At 68.5% G+C, this 24007-nt stretch carries 23 protein-coding genes; 10 read left to right on the plus strand and 13 right to left on the minus strand.

Annotation, left to right across the window (positions count from 1 at the left end):
* Positions 1–3 precede the first annotated feature (3 nt).
* A complete protein-coding gene (locus C5B99_RS10050) occupies positions 4–327 on the plus strand; it encodes a hypothetical protein (RefSeq protein ID WP_146080504.1) in 324 nt (107 codons plus the stop codon).
* Positions 328–466: 139 nt separating this feature from the next.
* Here C5B99_RS10050 and C5B99_RS10055 read toward each other — a convergent pair whose 3' ends face one another.
* Positions 467–1198: a ferritin-like fold-containing protein gene (locus tag C5B99_RS10055; protein WP_104241590.1), complete on the minus strand. Its 732-nt coding sequence runs from the start codon at positions 1196–1198 to the stop codon at positions 467–469.
* A 199-nt stretch (positions 1199–1397) separates the two neighbouring features.
* Between C5B99_RS10055 and C5B99_RS10060 the strand changes: the two genes are divergently transcribed.
* Entirely contained in the window at positions 1398–2897 is a 1500-nt protein-coding gene (locus C5B99_RS10060; protein ID WP_104241591.1) for a DEAD/DEAH box helicase, read from the plus strand.
* A gap of 105 nt (positions 2898–3002) precedes the next feature.
* On the opposite strand, the gene C5B99_RS10065 is transcribed toward C5B99_RS10060, so the two are convergent.
* Positions 3003–3878, minus strand: a complete 876-nt coding sequence (locus C5B99_RS10065; protein ID WP_104241592.1) for a PHP domain-containing protein — start codon at positions 3876–3878, stop codon at positions 3003–3005.
* Between the two features lie 86 nt (positions 3879–3964).
* Between C5B99_RS10065 and C5B99_RS10070 the strand changes: the two genes are divergently transcribed.
* Positions 3965–5020: an endonuclease/exonuclease/phosphatase family protein gene (locus C5B99_RS10070; protein ID WP_104242113.1), complete on the plus strand. Its 1056-nt coding sequence runs from the start codon at positions 3965–3967 to the stop codon at positions 5018–5020.
* A gap of 67 nt (positions 5021–5087) precedes the next feature.
* Complete coding sequence (locus C5B99_RS10075; protein WP_374953463.1) at positions 5088–6668, plus strand: aminopeptidase P family protein; 1581 nt, start codon at positions 5088–5090, stop codon at positions 6666–6668.
* A gap of 21 nt (positions 6669–6689) precedes the next feature.
* Here C5B99_RS10075 and C5B99_RS10080 read toward each other — a convergent pair whose 3' ends face one another.
* Entirely contained in the window at positions 6690–7463 is a 774-nt protein-coding gene (locus tag C5B99_RS10080; RefSeq protein WP_146081979.1) for a general stress protein, read from the minus strand.
* 96 nt (positions 7464–7559) lie between these two features.
* Here C5B99_RS10080 and C5B99_RS10085 point away from each other — a divergent pair, with 96 nt between their 5' ends.
* From C5B99_RS10085 to C5B99_RS10095, 3 genes are read left to right on the plus strand one after another with little or no spacing between them, the layout of a single operon-like run.
* A complete protein-coding gene (locus C5B99_RS10085) occupies positions 7560–8900 on the plus strand; it encodes a magnesium transporter MgtE N-terminal domain-containing protein (RefSeq protein ID WP_104242117.1) in 1341 nt (446 codons plus the stop codon).
* On the plus strand, positions 8887–9564 hold the full coding sequence (locus C5B99_RS10090) for a DUF1003 domain-containing protein (protein ID WP_104241594.1): 678 nt from the start codon (positions 8887–8889) through the stop codon (positions 9562–9564). Before C5B99_RS10085 ends, C5B99_RS10090 begins: the two co-directional genes overlap by 14 nt.
* Positions 9565–9569: 5 nt before the next feature.
* Entirely contained in the window at positions 9570–10694 is a 1125-nt protein-coding gene (locus C5B99_RS10095) for an Mrp/NBP35 family ATP-binding protein (protein WP_104242119.1), read from the plus strand.
* Positions 10695–10759: 65 nt separating this feature from the next.
* On the opposite strand, the gene C5B99_RS10100 is transcribed toward C5B99_RS10095, so the two are convergent.
* Positions 10760–11179: a Sec-independent protein translocase TatB gene (locus C5B99_RS10100; protein WP_374953186.1), complete on the minus strand. Its 420-nt coding sequence runs from the start codon at positions 11177–11179 to the stop codon at positions 10760–10762.
* Positions 11180–11314: 135 nt separating this feature from the next.
* Here C5B99_RS10100 and C5B99_RS10105 point away from each other — a divergent pair, with 135 nt between their 5' ends.
* Entirely contained in the window at positions 11315–11944 is a 630-nt protein-coding gene (locus C5B99_RS10105) for an O-methyltransferase (RefSeq protein ID WP_104241596.1), read from the plus strand.
* A 101-nt stretch (positions 11945–12045) separates the two neighbouring features.
* On the opposite strand, the gene C5B99_RS10110 is transcribed toward C5B99_RS10105, so the two are convergent.
* On the minus strand, positions 12046–12216 hold the full coding sequence (locus C5B99_RS10110; RefSeq protein WP_082775374.1) for a DUF3117 domain-containing protein: 171 nt from the start codon (positions 12214–12216) through the stop codon (positions 12046–12048).
* Positions 12217–12433: 217 nt separating this feature from the next.
* Here C5B99_RS10110 and C5B99_RS10115 point away from each other — a divergent pair, with 217 nt between their 5' ends.
* On the plus strand, positions 12434–13030 hold the full coding sequence (locus C5B99_RS10115) for a superoxide dismutase (RefSeq protein WP_104241597.1): 597 nt from the start codon (positions 12434–12436) through the stop codon (positions 13028–13030).
* 92 nt (positions 13031–13122) lie between these two features.
* Here C5B99_RS10115 and C5B99_RS10120 read toward each other — a convergent pair whose 3' ends face one another.
* On the minus strand, positions 13123–14385 hold the full coding sequence (locus C5B99_RS10120) for a hypothetical protein (RefSeq protein ID WP_104241598.1): 1263 nt from the start codon (positions 14383–14385) through the stop codon (positions 13123–13125).
* A complete protein-coding gene (gene dapE / locus C5B99_RS10125) occupies positions 14367–15497 on the minus strand; it encodes a succinyl-diaminopimelate desuccinylase (protein WP_104241599.1) in 1131 nt (376 codons plus the stop codon). The genes C5B99_RS10120 and dapE overlap by 19 nt, the downstream gene beginning before the upstream one ends.
* 75 nt (positions 15498–15572) lie before the next feature.
* Here dapE and dapD point away from each other — a divergent pair, with 75 nt between their 5' ends.
* Positions 15573–16556, plus strand: a complete 984-nt coding sequence (gene dapD, locus C5B99_RS10130; protein ID WP_104241600.1) for a 2,3,4,5-tetrahydropyridine-2,6-dicarboxylate N-succinyltransferase — start codon at positions 15573–15575, stop codon at positions 16554–16556.
* Positions 16557–16747: 191 nt separating this feature from the next.
* Here dapD and C5B99_RS10135 read toward each other — a convergent pair whose 3' ends face one another.
* The 6 genes from C5B99_RS10135 to C5B99_RS10160 form a co-directional block, all read right to left on the minus strand.
* On the minus strand, positions 16748–18082 hold the full coding sequence (locus C5B99_RS10135; RefSeq protein WP_104241601.1) for a citrate synthase: 1335 nt from the start codon (positions 18080–18082) through the stop codon (positions 16748–16750).
* 130 nt (positions 18083–18212) lie between these two features.
* On the minus strand, positions 18213–19343 hold the full coding sequence (dapC, locus tag C5B99_RS10140; protein WP_104241602.1) for a succinyldiaminopimelate transaminase: 1131 nt from the start codon (positions 19341–19343) through the stop codon (positions 18213–18215).
* Positions 19340–19666 carry a ferredoxin gene (gene fdxA / locus C5B99_RS19625; RefSeq protein WP_104241603.1) on the minus strand — a complete coding sequence of 109 codons (327 nt, stop codon included), beginning with the start codon at positions 19664–19666 and terminating at the stop codon, positions 19340–19342. Before fdxA ends, dapC begins: the two co-directional genes overlap by 4 nt.
* Before the next feature lie 14 nt (positions 19667–19680).
* The gene (locus C5B99_RS19285; RefSeq protein ID WP_181064981.1) at positions 19681–20133 is read right to left on the minus strand and encodes a hypothetical protein; all 453 of its coding nucleotides are present in this window, start codon (positions 20131–20133) and stop codon (positions 19681–19683) included.
* 45 nt (positions 20134–20178) lie between these two features.
* Complete coding sequence (typA, locus tag C5B99_RS10155) at positions 20179–22095, minus strand: translational GTPase TypA (RefSeq protein WP_104241605.1); 1917 nt, start codon at positions 22093–22095, stop codon at positions 20179–20181.
* Between the two features lie 107 nt (positions 22096–22202).
* Positions 22203–23996 carry an ABC transporter ATP-binding protein gene (locus C5B99_RS10160; protein WP_104241606.1) on the minus strand — a complete coding sequence of 598 codons (1794 nt, stop codon included), beginning with the start codon at positions 23994–23996 and terminating at the stop codon, positions 22203–22205.
* Between the last annotated feature and the right edge of the window lie 11 nt (positions 23997–24007).

Consider the following 24007-nt stretch of genomic DNA (forward strand, 5'->3'; position numbering starts at 1 on the left):
GCCATGGAACTCATGTTCGCGGGCCTCGCGGGGATCCTCCTCGGCATCGCCGTGCAGTTCGCGGCACCGCACCGATCGACGCGCGGCCCCGTGCTGCTCCCGGCGCTCGGCGGCATCGTCGCCCTCGTCGTCTGGCAGGCGCTGACGTGGCTCCAGACCTCCGCCCCGTGGCTCGCCTACGACGGCGGCTGGATCTGGGTCATCACCCTCGCGGTCGCGGCGATCGCCACGGTGTCCGTCGGGTGGTCGCTCAGCAGCCGTCGCCAGCATGACGACGACGATCTCCTGCACCGGCTGAGCCACCTCGGCCGCGCGCAGAGCGCCTAGCCACGCGAGCGCACTCGGCTCGAACACCCCCGAAGGCCCCCGCCACTCGGAACGCTCATCGGAGCGGTCGAGGACGGGGGCCTTCGTCGTGGGCTGCGGGCGCGGCGATACCGCCGCGCGCTTCCTGGATCGCGGGCTCCTAGGCCGCGAGCCCGAGCGTGTTCATGCGGCGCGAGTGGCCGGCGTAGAGCACCGAGGCCAGCTTCTCGAGCTGCGCTTCCCCGTCGGGGATCAAGGCGTCTCCGCTCGAGCCGAGGGGAACGTCGAGCGCGAGCCGGATCGCGAGCACCGTGTCTCCGACGATGCGCCGTCCCCACATCGCCAGGCGGTCGCCGAGACCGTCCTCGAAGTGGATCGCTGCGTCGATGACGGGAACCAGCTGGTCGCGCTCCTCGTCGGTGAGGAACACCGGCGCAAGCGCGGCCCGGTAGCTCTCGCCGCCGTACTCGGCGACCTCTCCGAAGAAGTCGCGGAAGAAGCCGGACGAGAGATGGCAGCTGAGGAGCCGCTGCGCCCAGTCGTGGCCGAGGACACGCTCTGGATAGCCGGCGAAGTGCGTGGCCGCATCGCCGATGCGCGCGATCGCGTCGGGAGCCGCGGCGGCTTCCGCCCCGCCCAGCAGGGCCCTGTGGCGTTCGAGCGCCGCGTTCGCCGCAGCGCCGATGTGCTGCTTGTTGGCAAGGGCGGGGGCTTCATTCACGATGGCAGAAAGCTCTTGGAAGAGGAGCAGCTCGAGGTAGGCTGCGCGCGCCACGAGCACGTCGGCGGGAACCAGCAGGTCGCCGAGCGACGTCGCTGGCCTCGGCGCGGATGCTGGGGCTGCGTCGTCCTGGGATCGGTCTCCGCCGCGCCTTCCGAATACTGGCTTCACACGCTCATCCTATGTGCCAGAGAAGTTCCCTTCGTCGCAGGTCCGTGCAGACCGTTTCCGGGCGAACAACGGATGCGCGGGCGTGCTGAGGACCGAATTCAAGGTATTCGCTAGACTGTGGCGATGCCGCGACCGCGGCCGTTCGGCGCCCTTCGACTTCCCGGGCGCATCCCACAATTGCAGACAGGGCGTTTCACTCGTGAAGTTCTCCGACCTTTCCATCGATGCCGACATCGTCTCGGCGCTCGAGGGACACGGCATCACCGAGCCGTTCCCCATTCAGGAGCAGACGATTCCTCTCGCGCTCAGCGGGCAGGACATCATCGGCCAGGCCAAGACGGGCACTGGCAAGACCTTCGGCTTCGGCCTCCCGCTCATCCAGCGACTCGGCCTCGACCCGGCTCACGGCGTCCAGGCGCTTGTCGTCGTGCCAACGCGCGAACTCGCCGTCCAGGTCTACGAAGACCTGCAGATCGCCGTCACCGGGCGCAGCACCACCGTCGTCCCGATCTACGGCGGCAAGGCCTACGAGGGCCAGATCGAGCAGCTCAAGGCCGGCGCTCAGATCGTCGTCGGCACGCCTGGCCGCCTCCTCGACCTCGCGCAGCAGCGCATGCTCAACCTCTCCAACGTGCGTGAGATGGTGCTCGACGAGGCCGACAAGATGCTCGACCTCGGCTTCCTCTCCGACATCGATCGCCTCTTCGCGCAGACGCCGGCGACCCGCCACACCATGCTCTTCTCGGCGACGATGCCCGGCCCGATCGTCGCGCTGGCCCGTCGCTTCATGACGAAGCCGATCCACATCCGCGCGACTGACCCGGATGAGGGCATCACGCAGGCGAACATCGAGCACGTCATCTACCGCGCTCACCCGCTAGACAAGGACGAGATGATCGCCCGCATCCTGCAGGCCGAGGGTCGCGGCAAGACCGTCATCTTCACGCGCACCAAGCGCGCAGCTGCGAAGCTCATGGAGGAGCTCACCGACCGTGGGTTCAAGGCGGCAGCCGTGCACGGCGACCTCAACCAGGAGCAGCGCGAGCGTGCCATGGCCGCGTTCAAGGCCGGCAAGAAGGACGTGCTCATCGCGACCGACGTCGCAGCCCGCGGCATCGATGTCGACGATGTCTCGCACGTCATCAACCACACCATCCCGGAAGACGAGAAGGCCTACCTCCACCGAGTCGGTCGCACGGGGCGCGCCGGCAACACGGGCATCGCCGTGACCTTCATCGACTGGGACGACCTGCACAAGTGGGCGCTCATCTCGAAGGCACTCGAGCTCGGTGCAGAAGAGCCCGTCGAGACGTACTCGTCCTCGCCGCACTTCTACGCCGACATGCGCATCCCCGAGGGCACGAAGGGACGCATCGCTGCGCCGAAGCGCGAGGTGCAGTCGCCCGGCAGCCGTCACACCGGAGAACGCGGCGGAGAACGCGGCGGAGAACGCAGCGACCGTGGCTCCAGCTCACGAGGCTCCGCCGATCGTCCGGCTCGCTCGCGCTCGCGTCGCCGCAGCGACGACGCAGCTGCGGCTCCGGCCGAGACCGCGCCGCGCACGGAGTCGACGGCCGCCGGCGAGCAGCCTGCTGGCGAGGCCGGGGCAGAGCGTCCGGCTCGGCGCCGTCGCCGCCGTCGTGGCGGGTCCGGCAGCGAGTCCGGCGCCCCGCGCCAGGGGTCCCAGGCCAGCGAGTAGCGTTCGAGGCACGAACCGCGCAACGGCGCCGAGCATCCGCTCGGCGCCGTTTGCCGTCTCGCACGGAGGGTCGTCGTGTCCGGCCGGCGGAAGGCGAGTCGGCGGCTACAGCCGCAGCCCCGCGCCGCGCACGGGTTCACTCCCCGTGGCCTGCTCGATGATGCGCCGCAGCTGCCCGAGCTCGGTCGTGTTCTCTCCGAGCTGGTTGGGCTTTCCGGTCCCGTGGTAGTCGCTGGATCCGGTGATGATCAGATCGTGCCGCGCGGCGACCTCGAGGAGGATCGCTCTGCTGGCTGCGTCGTTCTCGCGGTGCCCGACCTCGAGGCCGCCGAGGCCCGCCTCGATCAGGCCCTCGAGGGTCTCCGTGTCCATGCCGCGCCTCCCCCTCGATCCCGGGTGCGCGAGGACGGGGACGCCGCCCGCACGGCGAATGAGCTTGACCGCGTCGAAGGGGCTCGGGGCGTAGTGCGCCACGTAGTAGCCGCCGCGCCAGTGGAGGATCGTCTCGAAGGCGGCGACTCGGCTCGCGACGAGGCCCTTCGCGACCAGCGCGTCGGCGATATGCGGCCGACCCACCGTCGCGCCAGGCTCCGTGACGGCGAGGACGTCGTCCCAGCTGAGGTCGTGGTCACCGCCGATCATCTGCACCATGCGCTCGGCTCGCGAGACACGCGACTCGCGGACCTGCTGCATCTCGGCGAGCATGACCTCGTCTGCGGGATCGATGAGGTAGCCGAGCACGTGCACGCTGGCGTGGTTGAGCTGCGAGGAGAACTCGATGCCCGGGATGAAGGTGATGCCCACGTCGAGCGCGGCGGCCCGGGCCTGTGCCCAGCCTGCCGTCGTGTCGTGGTCGGTGAGCGCGACTGCCTCGAGGCCGGCTCTCGCCGCCTGCCGGATGACCTCCCCTGGCGCCTCGGTCCCGTCGGAGACCACCGAGTGGGTGTGGAGGTCGATGCCTGGCTTGTCGAAGGTGGTCATGCTCCGATCAAAGCACAGGGCTCGGATGGGCAATCGCCATGCGCCTCCCAGCCTCCCCTGTCGACGCAGACTACGCTGGGGCGGTCATGCCGAGTACCTCACCACCACGCAGAAGATCCTCGATCGCCGGTTACCGGGCGGCGGGGCTCGTCCTCGGGCTCATCGCGCTCGCGGCGGCGGTCGTGCTCGGCTGGCCCCAGCTCCTGGACCTGCAGCGGTCGCCGCTCGTGGCCCAGGCGATCTCCTTCAGGCTTCCCGTGGCGATCGGCGCGACGGCGATCATGCTGCTGCTCCTCATCCCGGTCCTGGCTTCCCGCAAGGCACGTGCGGTGCTCGGGATGACGACCCTCGTCATCGCGATCTTCGTCGCGTCGACGGCGGCGGTGCTCGTCGACCGGGGTCTCGGCTCCCCCGTCGCGGGGAGCGATTCGCCGGAGAGCATCAACATCCTCAGCTGGAACACCCGCGGCGATGCGCCCGGATCTCCTTCGATCGCCGAGCTGGCCGTCGAAGTCGGCGCCGATGTCGTGGTGCTGCCCGAGACGACGGAGGAGCTCGGCGTGGAGATCGCGGCCCAGATGTCCGAGGCGGGTTCCCCGATGTGGGTGCACACGCACACGGTCGACGAGGACTACAAGGCGACCTCCACGACGCTGCTCATCTCCCCTGACCTCGGCGACTACGAGGTCGTGACCGATCGGGGCGACACGAGCACGCTGCCGACCGTCATCGCGGTGCCCGTGGATGGCGACGGGCCGACGATCATCGCGGCGCATCCGGTCTCCCCGACTCCCGGCAACATGAACGCGTGGAACGCCGACCTCGAGTGGCTCGCCCAGCAGTGCTCGAGCAACACGATCATGGCGGGCGACTTCAACTCGACCCTCGATCACCTCTCCGGCCTCGGGGTCGACGATTCGAGCCAGCTCGGTGCCTGCGCTGACGCAGCGCTCGCGACCGGCAATGGGTCCGTCGGCACGTGGACGGCAGGTGTGCCGCCGCTGCTGGGCGCGAACATCGACCGCGTCATGGCGACGAGCGAGTGGAGCGTCACGGGCTTCGAGGTCCTGCTCTCCCGTGACACGGCGGGCAGCGACCACCGTCCCGTCTTCGCGCAGCTGACCCCCTCCTCCTCGGGCTGAGCCTGTCTGCTCTCGTGGTTCGGTCCTGCTGACCGCGCCACCCAGTTTTCCGCGCGAGAATGTGGGGGTGACTACTTCCGACCGCGCCAGCACACTGTCCGCCACAGCCTCCCCCGCCGTCGCTCCAGCGACCGATGAGGCTGCCGAGACCGCAGAAGGCGTCGAGCCCGCCGAAGCGCCGGCGAACGAGAACGAGAACCGCAGCACGACTCCGAAGAGCGACGCCTTCCGCGCGCAGATCATGCGCGGCTGGGCAGACCGAGACGAGCCCCTCCCCGAGGCTCGGGTCTCCGTCCCGACTGCTGCCGGCCACCGCGAGGCGATCTCGGCCCGGCACCGCGGGGAGCGCCTCGTCGTGCCTGCCGGACGCCTCAAGCAGCGCTCCAATGACACCGACTACCGCTTCCGCGCTCACTCGGCCTTCTCGCAACTGACCGGATGGGGTTCCGACGCGGAGCCCGGGGCCGTCCTGGTCCTCGATCCGGTCGACGACGGCCACGAGGCCACGGTGTACTTCCGGGAGCGTGCCGGCCGCGACAGCGATGAGTTCTACGCGAACTCCGAGATCGGCGAGTTCTGGATCGGGCCGCGCCCGTCGCTCGCGCAGACCGCAGCCGACCTCGACGTCGCTGCCCGCGATCTCAGCGAGTTCTCCGAGCTCGGCCTCGTGACGGACGCCCGCACCCTGGTGCTTCGAGAGGCGGACCCGGACCTGACGGGGCGCGTCGACGAGGCTCGGCGCACCATGTCGCTGCCTGACGCCGAGTTCGACGCCCTGCTCGCAGAGGACGCGCTCCTCGCTCAGGACCTCAGCGAGCTGCGGCTCGTGAAGGACTCCTACGAGGTCGCCCAGATGCGAGAGGCCGTCGCCGCGACCGCGGCCGGGTTCGACGACATCGTCGGCTCCCTGGCGAGGGCAGCTCAGCACCCACGTGGCGAGCGCATCGTCGAAGGCGTCTTCCAGGCGAGAGCCCGCCTCGAGGGCAACGACGTGGGCTACGACACGATCGCCGCCTCGGGCAGCCACGCGTGCATCCTGCACTGGACGAAGAACTCAGGAGCCGTGAACGCGGGCGAGCTGATCCTGGTGGATGCAGGTGTCGAGGTCGACTCGCTCTTCACCGCGGACATCACCCGCACGATCCCCGTCGCGGGCCGCTTCTCCGAAGAGCAGCGCCTGGTCTACGAGATCGTGCTCGAGGCCGCTGACGCGGCGCTGGCGATCGTCCGCCCCGGCATCACCTTCCGCACCATCCACGACACCGCGATGGAGGTCATCGCGGCGCGCACGCAGGAACTGGGGATGCCGCTGGGCGTCGAGGGCAGCGACCCCGCAGAGCAGCTCTACCGCCGCTACATGGTGCACGGCACGAGCCACCACCTCGGCATCGACGTGCACGACTGCGCGAAGGCGCGGCGTGAGCTCTACCTGGACGGCGTGCTCGAGGCCGGCATGGTCTTCACGATCGAGCCGGGACTCTACCTGCAGCCAGACGACCTGACCGTGCCAGAGCAGCTCAGGGGCATCGGCGTGCGCATCGAGGACGACATCCTCGTGACCGCCGACGGAGCGGAGAACCTCTCGCGCGGCATCCCGCGCACCGTCGACGAGGTCGAGGCCTGGTTCGCGAGTCGCAACTCCGACTAGGTCAGGTCCGGGCCGCCCGGGTCAGGACTGCGCGCTCGGCCCGGAACGGTCCTCCGCGGCCTGCTTGGCTCGCCGCTCGCGCTCGAGGCGTCGCATCTCCGCCTGCGCCTCCGAGTAGGTGCGACGGGGTGCCGCCGGCTCCTGCGCCTCGGGAGTCGGCGCCGCCTGACCGGCCGGTGCCGGCTCGGCACCGGGGGTGTGCGCGGCGGCGGGAGCCTGCTGAGGCACCTCAGGGGCGAGCGGCGCGGGACGTGCAGCGACGGCGGGCTCGCCTTGCGCCTGCTGGGCTGGCGTGACGCCGACGGCCCCCTGCGGCGTTCCGACGAGGCCACGCGCCTTCGCCGCGTGTTCACGGGGAACGACGACGTCGAAGTGGGTCGCGACGACCTGCATGACCGACGTGAACTGCCGGCGCTGCGGGTTGAGCGCGTAGCCGATGACGCTCCAGATCACGGAGAAGCCGATCGCGACCGGGAGGATCGCGATGAGCGTCTCGAAGCCGACCCCGGGAGTGATGATGAGCACGAGGAGCCCGACGAAGAGGCCGAGCATCACACCCGTGCCGACGGCGCCGAGCGCGGCCTTGCCGAACGACATGCGGCCCGTGACGCGCTCGACGGTGCGCAGGTGGCTGCCCAGGATGGAGACGGTCGAGACCGGGAAGTCCTGCTTCGCGAGACCGTCCACGACGGCGCGAGCAGCCTCGTAGCTGTCGAGGCTGGCGATCACGTCTCCCTCGGGAACCTTGGGGAACCGGCTGCGGGCGCCACGTGTCGTCGTGCCTGGGGTTGTCATGCCCCCATTCTCTCAGCACGTGCCTTGGAATGGCGGCGGACCGGTCACATGTTCGCTGTTGGCTGGCGAGCCGCCCGCGGCGACTACCATTGGCCCGTGAGCGTCTCCAAGGTCTTTACAGCGCGTCTTTCCGCGTGCCCCGTCTTCGACGAAGACGGCGACCGGATCGGCAAGGTCCGCGATGTCATCGTCGAGTACCGCGCGGCACACTCCCCGCGTGTCAACGGGCTCGTCGTCGAGACGAAGAGCAAGCGCCTGATCTTCATCCCCATCCGCCAGGTGGAGTCGATCGGGTCCGGTCAGATCGTCGTGAGCGGCGAGATCGACTCTCGGCCCTTCGTGCAGCACGGGCAGGAGGTGCGTGTCCTCGCGGACCTCGCCGACCGCGCCGTCACGTTCAACGACGGCACGGCATCCGGGACCATCGAGGACGTGCAGATCGAGGAGGACGCGCAGGGGAACTGGAGCGTCGGCCAGCTCTTCGTGCGCCTGCCCCGCAAGAGCAAGCAGCTGTTCGGGACGGGGCCGACCCGTTTCGCGCCATGGGGAGAGGTCACTCCTGAACTCACGATCGGCGAGCAGCAGGCGGCGACGCAGTTCCTGACCGCGCACTCGGACATGAAGCCGAGCGACTTCGCCACCGCGCTCCTCGACCTGCCGGATGCACGCCTCAAAGAGGTCGTCAGCATGCTGCCGGACGAGCGGCTGGCGGACGTGCTCGAGGAGATGCGCGAGTCCGACCAGGTCACGATCATCGAGTGGCTCGACGAGGAGCACGCGGCCGACGTGCTCGACCGCATGCAGCCAGACGACGCCGCCGACCTCGTCGCGAAGCTCGACGCGGTCAAGAGCGAGGCGCTCCTGCAGCGCATGGACCCGGAGGAGGCCGAAGAGGTTCGCATGCTCCTCGAGTTCGCCCCCGACACCGCCGGCGGCCTGATGACGACGGACCCGGTGATCCTGCCCGGCGACGCGACGGTCGCCGAGGCGCTGGTGCTCATCCGCCGCAAGGACCTCCCCGCGGCGCTCGCGACGAGCGTCTTCGTGACCCTCTCCCCCTACGAGCCGCCAACGGGGCGCTACCTGGGCCTCGTCCACTTCCAGCGGCTCCTCAGATATCCCCCGCACGAGCGACTCGACACGATCCTGGACCGCGAGATGGAACCTGCGCCCACGACGATGCGTGACGCCGAGGTGGCGCGTGTCCTCGCGAGCTACGACCTCGTCGCGCTTCCCGTCATCGACGACGCGCACCGCCTCGTCGGCGTCGTGACCATCGACGACGTCCTCGACCACCTCCTGCCGGAGGACTGGCGTCAGGTCGACGCCGAGGGCGAGGTCGTCCCCAGTCGCGTCTCCCAGCGCGTCGGCACCAAGCGTGTCGTCACCGCCCCAGCCAACTCTCCAGCCGCCCGGAGGACTCATGGCACGTCGTGAAGACGATCTCGAGCGCCCCAAGGTGAAGGGCCTGCATCTCCGACGCCCTCGGCCGAAGCCGCGGCGAGACTCCCGCGACCCGCGCGATTCGCGCGGGGATGACTCGGAGAACCGCGACCACGACCGGAGCGACGCATTCGGCCGGGGGATGGAGGCGTTCGCGCGTGCCATGGGCACGCCGGCCTTCCTCGTGGGCCTCTCGCTCTTCGTCGTGTTCTGGGTGGTGTGGAACTCGATGGCCCCCATCGAGCTGCGCTTCGACTCCGCTGACCTCGGCTTCATCGCCTTGACCCTCATGCTGTCGCTGCAGGCCTCCTACGCTGCCCCCATGCTGCTGCTCGCGCAGAACCGACAGGACGACCGCGACCGGGTGCAGATCGCCCAGGACCGGCAGCGAGCGGAGCGCAACTCCGCCGACCTCGAGTACCTGGCTCGCGAGATCGTGGCCCTCCGAGTGCTCACGAAGGACCTGGCGTCGAAGGACTTCATCCGTGCCGAGCTGCGTGCCCTGCTGGAGGACATCGAGGACCTCGACGACCCAGACGAAGAGGGCTCCGAGACCATCTCGCGCGAGCAGCAGCGGGTGAGCGACTCAGCGAGGCGCCGCGCAGAGGCGATCCGAGACAGGAAGCGCGCAGCCAAGTCGGCAGAAGAGTCGGTGTGAGCGACGTGACGACCGCCGACAGCATCTGGAGCGCGCTCGCTGGCGTCAACGACCCCGAGCTACGCCTACCGGTCACCGAGCTCGGGATGATCGAGCGCGTCGACGAGCGCCCAGACGGGTCCTTCGAGGTCGAGCTGCGGCTCACGATCGTCGGGTGCCCGGCGGCGCGTCAGATCGAGCGGGAGGTGCGCTCCGCGATCGAGTCGGTCGTCGACGACACCGGATACGATCTCGAGATCGGCGTCATGACGCGCGAGCAGCGGACGGCCCTCACCGAACGGCTGCGGGGCTCCCGCGCTGGCCGCGTGCATCCCTTCGGTCGCGACTCGCTGACGCGCGTCATCGCCGTCACGAGCGGCAAGGGGGGCGTCGGCAAGTCCACGGTCACCGCGAACCTCGCCGCCGCCTTCGCACGGCGCGGACTCAACGTCGGCCTCATCGACGCCGACGTCCACGGCTACTCCATCCCCGGCCTCTTCGGGCTGGGGCACGACTTGGCACCGACGCGGATCGGGGACATGATCGTGCCCCCTGAGTCGCACGGCGTGAAGCTCATCTCGATCGGCATGTTCCTCGGCGACGATGCTCAGGTCGTCGCGTGGCGCGGCCCGATGCTGCATCGAACGATCGAGCAGTTCCTCACCGACGTCTACTTCGGGGATCTCGACGTGCTGCTGCTCGACCTGCCGCCTGGTACCGGCGACATCGCGATCTCGCTCGGCCAGCTCCTCCCGAGCGCCGAGGTCCTCGTCGTCACGACTCCGCAGGCGGCTGCCGCCGACGTCGCCTGGCGCTCCGGGGCTCTGGCCAGGAAGACCGGGCAGCGGGTCGTCGGCGTCATCGAGACGATGTCCCCCTTCGCCTCGCCGGACGGGGGCCGGGTCGCGCTCTTCGGCGAAGGCGGAGGGCTGGCCGTCGCAGAGCGCCTCAGCGCGGAGGGCGACGCGGTCGCCTTGCTCGCCGAGGTGCCGGTGAGCCAGACGCTCCGCGAGTCTGGCGACGCCGGCACTCCCCTGCTGCGGGCCGAGCCGACGGAACCTGCAGGCGAGGCGCTCCAGCGCGCGGCGGACGCCCTGCTCGCTCAGCCTCGCGGACTCAGCGGTCGAAGGCTTCCAGTCTCGCTCGTCTAGGGTCCCGAGCTCGTCCGTCTCCTGGTCGAGTGGCCGGTGCCTCGGCGTCTCGGATGGGACTCAGATCAGGTGGCTTCGGCGTCGAACGGCACGGGACCGACGATCGATGCGGACGGCTGTGCGCTCGAAGCCCAGCTCGGTCGCGAGGCGCTCCCCGGCGCGGCGGCGGCCGCGGCTGCTCCGGCTGCGAGAGTCGCGGCGCTCGCAGCGGCAGACGCAGAAGCGCCATTCACGGGGGCAGGCTGAGGCGCAGCAGGCTCATCCTCGGCGAGAAGCGCGTCGCGGATGATGCGGCGAGGGTCATACTGGCGAGGATCGAGCTTGCGCCAGTCGACATCGGCGAAATCGTCGCCCATCTCCTCTTTCATGCGCGACTTCGCGTTCGTGGACGCGCCACGAAGCCACTTGACCGCATCAGCGAGACGCTCGGCAGCTTTCGGGAGCTTGTCGGGACCGATGATGAAGGCCGCGATAATGCCGATCAACAGCAACTTCTCAAACGTCAGCCCAAACACCGTCCCATCATAGGGTCTGGGATGCGCCGACGCCTCACCCCGGGAGGCCAGAACCCGGATGCGGGAATCGGACTCCGGGACCTCGCCCGCCGCTAGTCTTGAAGAATGTCTGAACTGGAGCTCAGCTCGCGCTACATCAACGAGCGAATCGTGGACGGTGCCCTCGTCCGGGATGCTCGTCAGCTGACGCTCGAGCTGGGACTGCCGCTCCCCTCTGCCGCAACCGCGGCTCACCTGACGTTCCTCGCGGCCGCGACGGGAGCCGCCACGATCATCGAGATCGGGACCGGCGCGGGGGTGCTCACGCACGCGGTCTGGCGCGGGGCGCCGAGCTCGACGATCACCTGCATCGACGCCGAGCCCGAGTACCTCGGGCACGCGCGGCGTCTGCTGATCTCGGCGGGGGCGCGGGGCGCGAGCCTCCGCTTCATCACGGGTCACCCACAGGACGTGCTGCCTCGGATGACCGAGGGCGGCTACGACCTGGTCGTCATCGGAGGCGACATCGCGCACATCGGCGCGCATCTGCAGCATGGGCTGCGCCTCATCCGCCCCGGCGGCACGATCGTCGCCCTTGGTGCGCTCAACGGCGGTAAGGTCGCTTCACCGGCCCGACGCGACGCGCTGACGAGTGGCCTGCGCGCCCTCTACTCCGAGTTCGATCTCCAGGAGGATCTGCGCCTGGCTCTGCTGCCGCTCGACGGTGGCATCCTCCAGCTCACGAAGCTGCGCTGAGCGCAGCACGCTGCACGCCGAGGCGCTGGATTCAGACACGAGGAACGAAGAAGAAGGGCGCCGACCATGGTGGTCGACGCCCTTCTCCCCGTGCGAATCGGCTATTCGCCGACGACTGCGCTCAGCGCGTCGCGAAGCTCGCGGGCCTCGTCGTCGTTGACGGACACCACGAGGCGCCCGCCACCCTCTAGGGGTACACGAACGATGATCAGCCGTGTTTCGCGGATGGCTTCCATAGGTCCGTCACCAGTACGCGGTTTCATCGCGGCCATAATTGCGCCTCCAAGATTTGTGCAGTGTCTCCCTAGTATCCCAAATTCGCGGACCGAGTGTGCATTCGGCCCTCCGGAATGCGCAAAGTCGTGGATCAAATTCGGTCCGACTTGCGAGGAAACGGCGAGGGGAACGGCCAGAACCGAGGTGTAGCGTCGAATTTCGTTGGCGTCGATGGCGCCTTCTGTCCTGGCCAGATGATCGAAAGGACCTCACGTGGCTGAATACACGCTTCCCGACCTCCCCTACGACTACGCGGCACTCGAGCCCCACATCTCGGCACGCATCATGGAGCTGCATCACGACAAGCACCACGCGACCTACGTGAAGGGCGCCAACACGGCACTCGAGCAGATCGCCGAGGCGCGCGACAGCGGCAACCTCGCGAACATCAACAAGCTCGAGAAGGACCTCGCCTTCAACCTGGGCGGACACGTCAACCACAGCGTCTTCTGGACCAACCTCTCGCCGGAAGGCGGGGAGCCCGCTGGTGGCATCAAGGATGCGATCGACGAGCAGTTCGGCGGTCTCGAGAAGTTCCAGGCGCAGTTCACCGCCGTGGCGCTCGGCGTGCAGGGCTCCGGCTGGGCCGTGCTCGGCTACGACCAGACGGGTGGCAACCTCACCACGTTCCAGCTCTTCGACCAGCAGGGCAACATCCCGTTCGGGGTCATCCCGCTGCTGCAGCTCGATGTGTGGGAGCACGCCTACTACCTCGACTACCAGAACGTTCGGGCCGACTACATCAAGGCCTTCTGGAACATCGTGAACTGGGAGAACGTGGGCCAGCGCCTCGACGCGGCACGCGGCTGACGCGACTGACGCGACCCCAGCGCTCAGCACAGACGGCGATCGCCGCATCCGGTGATGGATGCGGCGATCGCTGCGTGTGGGGGCCGGACCGACTACGCGGGGGTCCAGTCGCCCTCCACGGTGTACCAGCAGACGTAGAGCCAGAGGAGCTGCCCGACGAGCATGAGCACGACGACGCTCACCCGGTAGAGCGGCGACTTGGGGATCGCGACGGCGCCGAGGATCGGGAACATCGGCATGAGCAGCCGGAACGTGCTCGACTGCGGGAAGAAGACGGCGAAGAGGTACGTGAAGTAGCTGAAGAGCCAGATGCGGATCTCGATGCCGAGCCTGCGCATGATCGGCAGCGCGATGGCGCCGACCACGACGATGACGAAGAGCACCACGATGATCGCCCCGATCGGCTGGCCGAACCAGAACGTCGAGCCGTGGAACCACCCCGTGAACGGCTCCAGCTCGATGGGCCCCGTGTAGTGGATGCGCCAGGCGAGCTCCGTGTCGATGTACGCGGATGGGACTCCGGTCACGGCCCAGGCGATGAGCAGCCAGCCGAAGCCCGCGACCGCGGAGAGCATCCCGGCGGCCATGACCTTGATGACCTCAGGGCGTGGGAACGCCTCGCGACCCTTGGCGTGCATCCACCAGCGTGCGAGGAAGTAGAGCCCCAGCGTCATGGCCCACGCGAGCCCAGTCGGGCGTGTGAACGAGGCGAGCACGATGACGGGAAGCATGACCAGCCACTGGCGCTTGATGAGCAGGTACAGCAGCAGCGCGACGAAGAAGCTCTGCGCGCTCTCCGCATAGCCGAGCTGGAGCAGGGGGCTCGTCGGAGCGATGCAGAAGAGCAGCGTCGCGAACGCGGTGGTGCTCTTGTCGACCACAAGCGCGAGGGTCCGGTTGAAGACCCAGGCCGCCGCGAACCCGAACGCCGTCGCGACGAGCACGGACGCCACTTCCCACGGCAGCGTCGTCGCCACCATGAGCCCACGGACCAGGACCGGGTAGAGCGGCATGAAGGCCCACGCGTTCTCAGTGACCTGCCCCTCGTCGTTTCGGGGCAGCTCGCTCGAATAGCCGAACGGCCCACCGGTTCCGATGCGCTCGAACCAGGCCGAGTCCCACAGGTTGGAGAAGGTCCACAGGTCGGGTTTCGCCGGCGACTGCCAGGTCTCCTGCTGCTGGGATGCGAAGGCCAGCAGGAAGACGGTCGTCACGACCCGCGTTCCGAAGAAGATGATGGCGACCTGCGCCAGGGCCGGGAGGCGGCTCCAGTAGTACGAGAAGTACGTCGGCCTGGTGTCCGCGGCGATCGTGAACTCCTCGCGGCCCGTCCTCGCTAGCGTGAGGTCAGCCATGTCCGCAGCCCCTCCTCGACTCGCGTGATCTCGGAGAGGAGCACACGTTCGTCGTCGGCGTGCGCCTTGAGCGGGTCGCCAGGGCCGTAGTTCACCGCGGGGATGCCGAGCGCCGAGAACCTGGCCACGTCCGTCCACCCGTACTTGGGCTTCGCCTCTGCGCCGACCGCTTCGAGGAATCCGCGGGCCAGAGGGGCGTCGAGTCCCGGCCTGGCTGCGGGAGAGCGGTCGACGAAGTCGAGCTCGAAGTCACCGAACCACGCTCTCAGCTTCTCCTCGGCTTCATCGAGCGTCTTGTCCGGGGCGAAGCGGTAGTTGACGTGCACGACGCACTCGTCGGGGATCACGTTGCCGGCGACCCCGCCAGAGATGCGGACGGCATTGAGCCCTTCCCGGTACTCGAGGCCCTCGACGGGCACCGTAGCAGGCTCGAACGCCGCGAGCCGCTCGAGGATGGGCGCCGCCTTGTGGATGGCGTTCTCCCCCACCCACGCGCGTGCCGAGTGGGCGCGCTTCCCCCTGGTCCGGATGTCGACGCGGATGGTGCCGTTGCAGCCGCCCTCGACCTCGCCCTTCGTGGGTTCGCCCAGGATCGCGAAGTCGGCGGCCAGGAGCTCCGGCCGGGCATCCGCGAGCAGCCCCAGCCCGTTCAGCTCGGACGCGACCTCCTCGTTGTCGTACCAGATCCAGGTCACGTCGACGGCGGGCTCCACGAGCTCAGCTGCGAGCCTCAGCTGCACGGCAACGCCGGCCTTCATGTCGACCGTGCCGCGCCCCCAGAGGTACTCCCCAGACGGCGTATCCGGCACATCTGCCGCGGCCTGCTCGGGAGAGAGGACCTCGAGTCGCGTCGGGAGGTTCTCGTTGATCGGCACGGTGTCGATGTGCCCCGCGATCGCGACCCGCTGAGCGCGCCCGAGCGAGGTGCGCGCCACGATGGTGTTGCCGAGCCGCTGCACCTCGAGATGCGCGAACGGCGCCAGCGCGGCCTCGATGGCGTCGGCGATCGTCGCCTCGTCTCCGGAGACAGAGGGAATGTCACACAGCAGGCGCGTGAGCTCGGTGGAGGGTCGCGTCAGGTCGAGGGCGTCGCCACTCGCGAAGGAAGACATGGGTTCAAGCCTAAGTGCTCGGCAAGAGCACAGCGCGGTGCCCGCGCGGGCCCTTCCCTGGGTAGCCTGGAGCGCATGACCAACGATGCACCCACCTCCCACGACCAGCGGACAGCTTGGGGCGACGGCCTCGCCACGATCACGAACGACGGACAGGTGCTCGATGCCTGGTTCCCGACCCCCGCGCTCGGCCCGCTGCCAGAGGGCCGCGACCCGCACATCTCTCCCGCCAGCTTCGCGGCGCTCTCCTACGACGACGAGCGTCGCCAGGTACAGGTCAGCCCGGTCACCGTAACGGTGCGGCTCGATGAGCCCGTCGAGAGCGTCGTCGACGCCTACCTCCGCCTGCACCTCCTGAGCCACCTCATCGTCGAGCCGAACAGCATCAACCTCGATGGCATCTTCGGCCACCTGCCGACCAACGCCTGGACCAACGTCGGCCCCATGCGACCCGACCTCGCCGCCTCGTCGCGCGCGATCCTCCAGCGCGAGGGCATCCAGGTCTACGCGATCGACAAGTTCCCACGCCTCCTCGACTACGTGATGCCGGCGGACGTGCGCATCGCCGACGGCGGACGGGTCCGTCTCGGCGCGCACCTGGCACCAGGCACGGTCGTCATGCACGAGGGCTTCGTGAACTTCAACGCTGGCACCCTCGGCCGCTCGATGGTGGAAGGGCGCGTCTCGCAGGGCGTGGTCCTCGGAGCAGGCAGCGACATCGGCGGCGGAGCGTCCATCATGGGCACGCTCTCCGGCGGCGGCAAGGAGCGCATCCGCATCGGCGAGCGCGCCCTGCTCGGCGCGAACTCCGGGATCGGCATCTCGCTGGGCGACGACTCGATCGTCGAGGCCGGCCTCTACGTGACCGCCGGAACCAAGGTCTCGCTCATCGGCCAGAGCGACCCCGATGGCCAGATCGGCGAGCCGCAGTCGGTCAAGGCGTCGGCGCTCTCCGGTGTGCCGAACCTGCTGTTCCGACGGAACTCGGTCAATGGCGCGGTCGAGGCCCTGGCGCGGACCGGGGCTGGCATCCAGCTCAACGACGCCCTGCACGCCTGACCCGAATGCCTTCGGACTGACCCTGTGGTCAGCAGCCCGGAGACAGAACAACACTCCCCGCTGGCCACCTGTCGTGCGGCTCGAGCGGGGAGTGTCTTGTTCGATCAGCGTAGAACGCGTGCCGTCGCAGCGGAACCCCTCACAGGGGATTCCAGGCTGCGGCGGCACGCGTCACCTGCGCGGGTCTGACGTCAGAGCAGCTGGAAGCCGCGGTTCTCCGGGTAGTGGCGCTCGGCCTCACCCGTGTAGAGCTGCTGCGGGCGCCCGATCTTGGTCTTGGCATCCGCGTTCGCCTCACGCCAGTGCGCGAGCCAGCCGGGGAGGCGCCCAATGGCGAACAGCACCGTGAACATGCGCGTCGGGAAGCCCATCGCCTTGTAGATGAGGCCCGTGTAGAAGTCGACGTTCGGATACAGGCTTCGCTCTTTGAAGTAGTCGTCGTTCAAGGCGACCTGCTCGAGCTGCGTCGCGAGCTCCAGAAGCGGGTCGTTGACGCCGAGCGCGGCGAGCACCTCGTCCGCGGACTCCTTGACGAGCTTCGCACGGGGGTCGTAGCTCTTGTACACCCGGTGGCCGAAGCCCATGAGGCGCACGCCGTCTTCCTTGTTCTTGACTCGCTCGACGAAGCGGTCGACGCCCTCGCCGGATTCCTGGATCTGCGCGAGCATCTTGAGGACGGCCTCGTTGGCGCCACCGTGCAGCGGGCCATTGAGGGCGCTGATGCCAGCGGAGATCGAGGAGTACATGTTCGCCTCGGTCGAGCCGACGAGACGCACGGTCGAGGTCGACGCGTTCTGCTCGTGGTCGGCGTGCAGGATGAGGAGGCGCTCGAGTGCCTTCGAGAGCACGGGGTTGACCTCGTAGGGCTCCGCGAGGTTGCCGAAGTTGAGCTTGAGGAAGTTGTCGACGAAGTCGAGCGAGTTGTCCGGGTACAGGAACGCCTGGCCGATGCTCTTCTTGTGCGCGTAGGCGGCGATGACCGGGATCTTCGCGAGGAGGCGGATGGTCGACTGCTCGACCATCTCGGGGTTGTGGACGTCGAGGGAATCCTCGTAGTACGTCGAAAGCGCGTTGACGGCGCTCGACAGCACGGACATCGGGTGCGCGTGCGGCGGCAGTGCCGTGAAGAAGCGCTTGAGGTCCTCGTGGAGGAGCGTGTGGTGGCGGATGCGGTCGGTGAAGTTCTCGTACTCCGACTCGGTCGGCAGCTGGCCGTAGAGCAGCAGGTACGCGACCTCGAGGAAGCTCGACTTGGAGGCGAGCTCCTCGATCGGATACCCGCGGTAGCGGAGGATGCCGTTGGCACCATCGATGTACGTGATCGCCGACTTGGTCGACGAGGTGTTGACGAAGCCCTGGTCGAGCGTGGTGTACCCGGTCTGCTTCATGAACGTCGAGATGTCGACCGCGTCAGCGCCTTCGGTAGCGCGCAGAACGGGGAACTCAGCTGTCCTGTCGCCGATCCTGAAGGTGGCTGAGTCCGCCTCATTCCGGTGGGCCTCAGCCTGCTTGTGCTGTTCAGTCACAGATCCTCCTCGAGCGGGTGGGGGATGCTCCCCGGCGAGCACGCAGAACGCGCAGTGTTCTCATAGCCTAATCGGTCGACCAGGTGACTATGCGAATCCACAATGAAACTCGCGATGTGCTGTTCGATACCTACTGAGCTTGCACGGAATGGTCAGGACTGGCCGCGATGAGGCGCCGCGCGGCCTCGTCGATGTGCGCATCCGTGGCCGTGAGGGAGACTCGGACGTGCCGCCCGCCGGCCTCGCCGTAGAAGACCCCGGGCCCCGCGATGATGCCGAGCTCTGCGAGCTCCTCGATCGTTGCCCAGGAGTCGTCGCCCTTGGTGCCCCACAGGTAGAGGCCCGCCTCGCTGTGCTCGATGCGCAGCCCCCACGCCTGGAGCGCGGGAAGGAGCACCTCTCGGCGACGGAGGTAGCGGTTGTACTGCTCGACGGCATGCTCGTCGTCGCCGAGCGCAGCCACGACGGCCGCCTGCACCGGGGCCGGGACGATGAGCCCCGCGTGCTTGCGTGCCGTGAGCAGGCGCGAGATGAGCTGCGCGTCACCCGCGACGTAGGCCGCCCGGTAGCCCGCCAGATTCGACCGCTTCGAGAGGGACGAGCACGCGAGGATGTTGCTGAGATCTCCACCCGTGACCCGCTCGTCGAGGATGCTCGGGATGCGCTCCCCCGACCAGTCCCCCCAGCCGAGTTCCGCGTAGCACTCGTCGTTGACGATGACGGCGCCCAGCTCGCGAGCACGGGCGACGGCTGCCGCGAGCTCCTCGACGCCGAGCACTCGGCCGTCGGGGTTGCCTGGGCTGTTGAGCCAGATGAGCTTCGTCGATTCCGGCCAGGCCGCGGGGTCGTCGCCCGCGAAGCCCTCGGCTCCGGCGAAGACCGCGCCGATCTCGTACGTCGGGTAGGCCCGGGCAGGGTAGACGACCGTGTCGCCCTCGCCGAGTCGCAGGAAGAAGGCCGTCGTCGCGACGAACTCCTTCGAGCCGACCGTGAGCATCGTGTTCGAGCGCAGCAGGCCGCTCACGCCACGGCACCGCGCGAACCAGGCGACGACGGCGTCCCTGGCTTCCGGTGTGCCGATCGTGGTCGGGTAGGAGTGCGCGTCTGCGTGCTCCCGCAGCGCCGCGCGAACGATCTCAGGCGTCGGGTCGACGGGAGAGCCGATCGAGAGGTCGAGGGCACCATCCGGGTGCGCGTTCGCCTGGTCGATGTAGGGCGTCAGCTGGTCCCAGGGGTAGTCGGGCAGCTCGCCGAGCGTCACGCGCCCTCTCCCTGCGGTTCGAGCGCCGCGATGACCGGGTGGTCGTGGTGGATGACGCCGACCTTCGCCGCTCCCCCTGGCGAGCCGATCTCGGAGAAGAAGTCGACGTTCGCGGTGTAGTACTCGCTCCACTCCTCGGGCAGGTCGTCCTCGTAGTAGATGGCCTCGACGGGGCAGACGGGTTCGCAGGCACCGCAGTCGACGCATTCGTCGGGGTGGATGTAGAGCATCCGATCGCCCTCGTAGATGCAGTCGACGGGGCACTCATCGATGCAGGCCCGGTCCTTCACGTCGACACAGGGAAGGGCGATGACGTAGGTCACTGAGGTGACTCCTCCTAGCTCGGTTGCGATCTCTCATCGTACTCGCCGCCGCCGGTCGCCGTTCGCGATCGGCGGCTCGGCAGGGCGGGCCAGAACGCGCAGCCCGCCGCGACGAGGGACGCAAGGGCGAGCCAGGCGAGGCCGACCACGTCACCGACCACGACGACGCTCGAGCCCGGATTCCAGACGCCGAGGCCGACGACCGCGGCGATGACCCCGACAGCGAACCCGGTGCTCATCCACCGATCGACGAGGTACAGGCGCAGGCCGATGCCGAGGCACAGGATGCAGACGAGGCCGAGCACGATGCCCACCCAGAGCGTCGTCTCGAAGAGCTCGACGCGGCCACGGTGGAGGAACGTGGTCACGGTGCCGACGATGAGGCCGAAAAGCGCGTAGAGCAGCGCCCCGAGGATGCGTTCCCCGGTTCGCTGCTCTGCGGCAGGCTGTTCGATGACTTCCGTCATACGACCTTACTGTTCACGTGTTGCCGTGCGAGGGCGCACGCGCAACTACTGCTTCTTGGCGCGCGAGGTGGCACGCGCACGCGCGTTGCCGTCGAGGAGCAGCTTGCGGATGCGGATCTTCTCGGGCGTGACCTCGACGCACTCGTCCTCGCGGGCGAACTCGAGGCACTCCTCGAGCGTGAGCTGGCGAGAAGGCGTCATCGACTCGAACGTGTCCGCGTTGGCGGAACGCATGTTCGTGAGCTTCTTCTCCTTGGTCACGTTGACGTCCATGTCGTCGGCGCGCGAGTTCTCGCCGATGACCATGCCCTCGTAGACCTCTTCGGTCGGCTGCACGAAGAACGACATGCGCTCCTGCAGTGCCTGCATCGCGAACGGCGTCGCGACTCCCGCGCGGTCGGCGACGATCGAACCCGAGATGCGGGTCGTGATCTGGCCGGCCCACGGCTCGTAGCCGTGCGAGATGGCGTTCGCGATACCGGTTCCACGCGTGCTCGTCATGAACTCGCTGCGGAAGCCGATGAGGCCTCGCGACGGGATGATGAACTCCATGCGGACCCAGCCCGTGCCGTGGTTCGACATCGACTCCATGCGGCCCTTGCGCGCGGCGAGGAGCTGCGTGATGGCGCCGAGGTGCTCTTCCGGCGAGTCGATCGTGAGGTGCTCGAACGGCTCGTGGGTCTTGCCGTCGACGATCTTCGTGACCACCTGCGGCTTGCCGGCGGTGAGCTCGAAGCCCTCGCGGCGCATGTTCTCGATGAGGACGGAGAGCGCGAGCTCGCCACGGCCCTGGACTTCCCAGGCGTCCGGGCGCCCGATGTCGAGGACGCGGATCGAGACGTTGCCGATGAGCTCGCGGTCGAGGCGGTCCTTGACCATGCGCGAGGTGAGCTTGTGGCCCTTGACCTTGCCCATGATGGGCGAGGTGTTCGTGCCGATCGTCATCGAGATGGCGGGCTCGTCGACCGTGATGCCGGGAAGCGGACGGATGTCCTCCGGGTCGGCGATCGTCTCGCCGATCATGATCTCGGGGATGCCGGCGACGGCGACGATGTCACCGGGGCCAGCGGAGTCGGTGGGGACGCGGTCGAGCGCCTTCGTCTCGAGCAGCTCCGTGATGCGCACGTTGTGCACCGAGCCGTCGTTCTTCACCCAGGCCACGTTCTGGCCCTTCTTGAGCGTGCCGTTGAAGACGCGCAGCAGAGCGAGACGACCGAGGAACGGCGAGCTGTCCAGGTTCGTCACGTGCGCCTGCAGCGGCGCCTCCGGGTCGAAGGCCGGCGGCTGGATGTGCTTGAGGATCGTCTCGAAGAGCGGCTCGAGGTCGTCGTTGTCCGGCAGCTCGCCGTCGGCGGGCTGGTTGTGCGAAGCGGCACCAGCGCGGCCCGAGGCGTAGAGGACGGGCAGGTCGAGGAGCGCGTCGATGTCGAGATCGGGCGCCTCGTCGGCCATGTCGGAGGCGAGACCCAGGAGCAGGTCCTGGCTCTCGGCGACGACCTCGTCGATGCGCGCGTCCGGACGGTCGGTCTTGTTGACGCACAGGATGACCGGGAGGTTCGCGGCGAGCGCCTTGCGGAGCACGAAGCGGGTCTGCGGGAGGGGCCCCTCGGAGGCGTCGACGAGGAGGACGACACCGTCGACCATGGACAGGCCGCGCTCGACCTCGCCACCGAAGTCGGCGTGGCCAGGGGTGTCGATCACGTTGATCGTGATCGGGCCATCCGTGGCGTGCTTCCCCTTGTAGGAGATCGCCGTGTTCTTGGCGAGGATGGTGATGCCCTTTTCACGCTCGAGGTCGTTCGAGTCCATGACTCGGGCTTCGGTCGAGTTGCTGTCGTGCTCGCCAAACGAGCCCGTCTGCTTCAGCATGGCGTCGACGAGGGTCGTCTTGCCGTGGTCGACGTGCGCCACGATGGCGACGTTACGGAGTTCAGAACGGTGGGCGACAGGCACAGCAGTCATTCAAGGGTGCTTTCATTTGAGAAAAGGGCAGTTCATCCTACGTCACGGAGGACACGCCTCCCGACCAGCGTGAGATCGCCCCCACGCTGGCCGAAGTTTCTATCGAGTCACTGGCCGGATTCCCGCTCCTCCGCCTCGGCGCGCAGGATGTCCTCCTGCTGCGCCGAAGGAGCATCCGAGGCCACGATGTTGTCGCCGAGGACCTCGGCCGTGACCGCGCCCTCGGTTGCGCGCTTGAGCGCGGCCCGCTCGGCTCGGCGGATCGCCTGCTCGTCGGGGTCCGGCACCGGCACGGCGGCGACGAGGCGCTGCGTGTACGGGTCCTGCGGAGCACGGAGGATCTGGTCCGTCGGCCCCTGCTCCACGATCTTGCCGTGGTTCATGACGATGACCCGGTTCGCCAGCTGGTCGACGACGGCCAGGTCGTGCGTCACGAACAGCACGGCGAACTGCAGCCGCTGCTGGATCTCGACGAGCAGCTCGAGCACGCGCTTCTGCACCGACACGTCCAGGGCGGAGGTGGGCTCATCGGCGACGAGGAGCTTCGGCTCGAGCGCCAGGGCGCGGGCGATGCCGATGCGCTGACGCTGTCCGCCGGACAGCTCGTTCGGGTAGCGGTTGCGGAACGAGCGGGGAAGCTCGACCTGGTCGAGCAGCTCGCCGACTCGCGCCTCGATCTCCGCCTTCGTCAGCTTCTTCTCGAGGATGAGCGGCTCAGCGATCGACTGCCCGACGGGCCACCTCGGGTTGAGCGACGAGCCCGGGTCCTGGAAGACGATGCCGATATCGCGGCGCACCTTCGCGAGGTCGTGCCTCGAGACCCCGTTCAGCTCGACGCCGTTGAGCTTCATCGAGCCGGCGGCGACCGGCAGCAGCCCGACGACCGCGCGAGCGACCGTGGTCTTCCCCGATCCCGACTCTCCGACGACGCTCACGATCTCGCCCGGGTAGATCTCGAAGGTCGCGTCCTCGACGGCCTTGAACGCGGGGACGCGGCCCTGCTTCGGGTACTCGATATCGGCGTTCTGCACGACGAGCGCCGGCTCGCCCGTGAACTCGCGCGCATCCAGCCCGCTCGCCGCTCCGGTGCCCAGGTGCGGAACCGCGTCGAGCAGCGTCTTGGTGTAGGCGTGCTGCGGGTTCTTGAAGATCTCTCGCACGGTGCCGCGCTCGACGATCTCGCCGCCCTTCATCACGATGACGTTGTCGGCGATGTCGGCGACCACGCCCATGTCGTGCGTGATGATGACGATCGCCGAGTTGAGGCGCTCGTGCAGCGACCGCATGAGCTCGAGGATCTCGGCCTGGATCGTCACGTCGAGGGCCGTCGTCGGCTCATCCGCGATGAGGAGGTCAGGGTCGCAGCTGAGCGACTGCGCGATCATGGCGCGCTGCCGCTGCCCGCCGGACAGCTGGTGCGGGTACGAGTCGAACGCCTTCGCCGGGTTGGGCATCTCGACGAGACGCAGGAGCTCGAGCGCGCGCTCCCTGGCGGCGTTCGGCGTCATCGTTGGGTTGTGGATGCGCAGCGCCTCCGAGATCTGGAACCCGATCGTCAGCACCGGGTTGAGCGCCGTCATGGGCTCCTGGAAGATCACCGCGATGTCGTTGCCTCGAGCGCGGCGCAGCGTCGACTGCGGCGCCCCGATGAGCTCGGTGCCGTTGAGCTTCGCGCTGCCGGAGGTGCGCCCGTTCTTCGGGAGGAGGTCGAGGAGCGTCATGGACGACACGGACTTGCCGGAACCCGACTCGCCGACGATGGCGAGCACCTCGCCCGGCCGGACCACGTAGTTGATGTCCTTCGCGGCGGTGACCCAGTCGCCGCCGACCCAGAACTCGACACTCAGATCCTGGACCTCGAGGATCGGCGTCGCGTCGTCTTTGCGTGAAGTCGTGCTCATGAGCGTGCCTC

The sequence above is a fragment of the Pseudoclavibacter sp. Z016 genome, from assembly GCF_002931215.1.
In the GTDB taxonomy this organism is placed as follows: domain Bacteria; phylum Actinomycetota; class Actinomycetes; order Actinomycetales; family Microbacteriaceae; genus Pseudoclavibacter.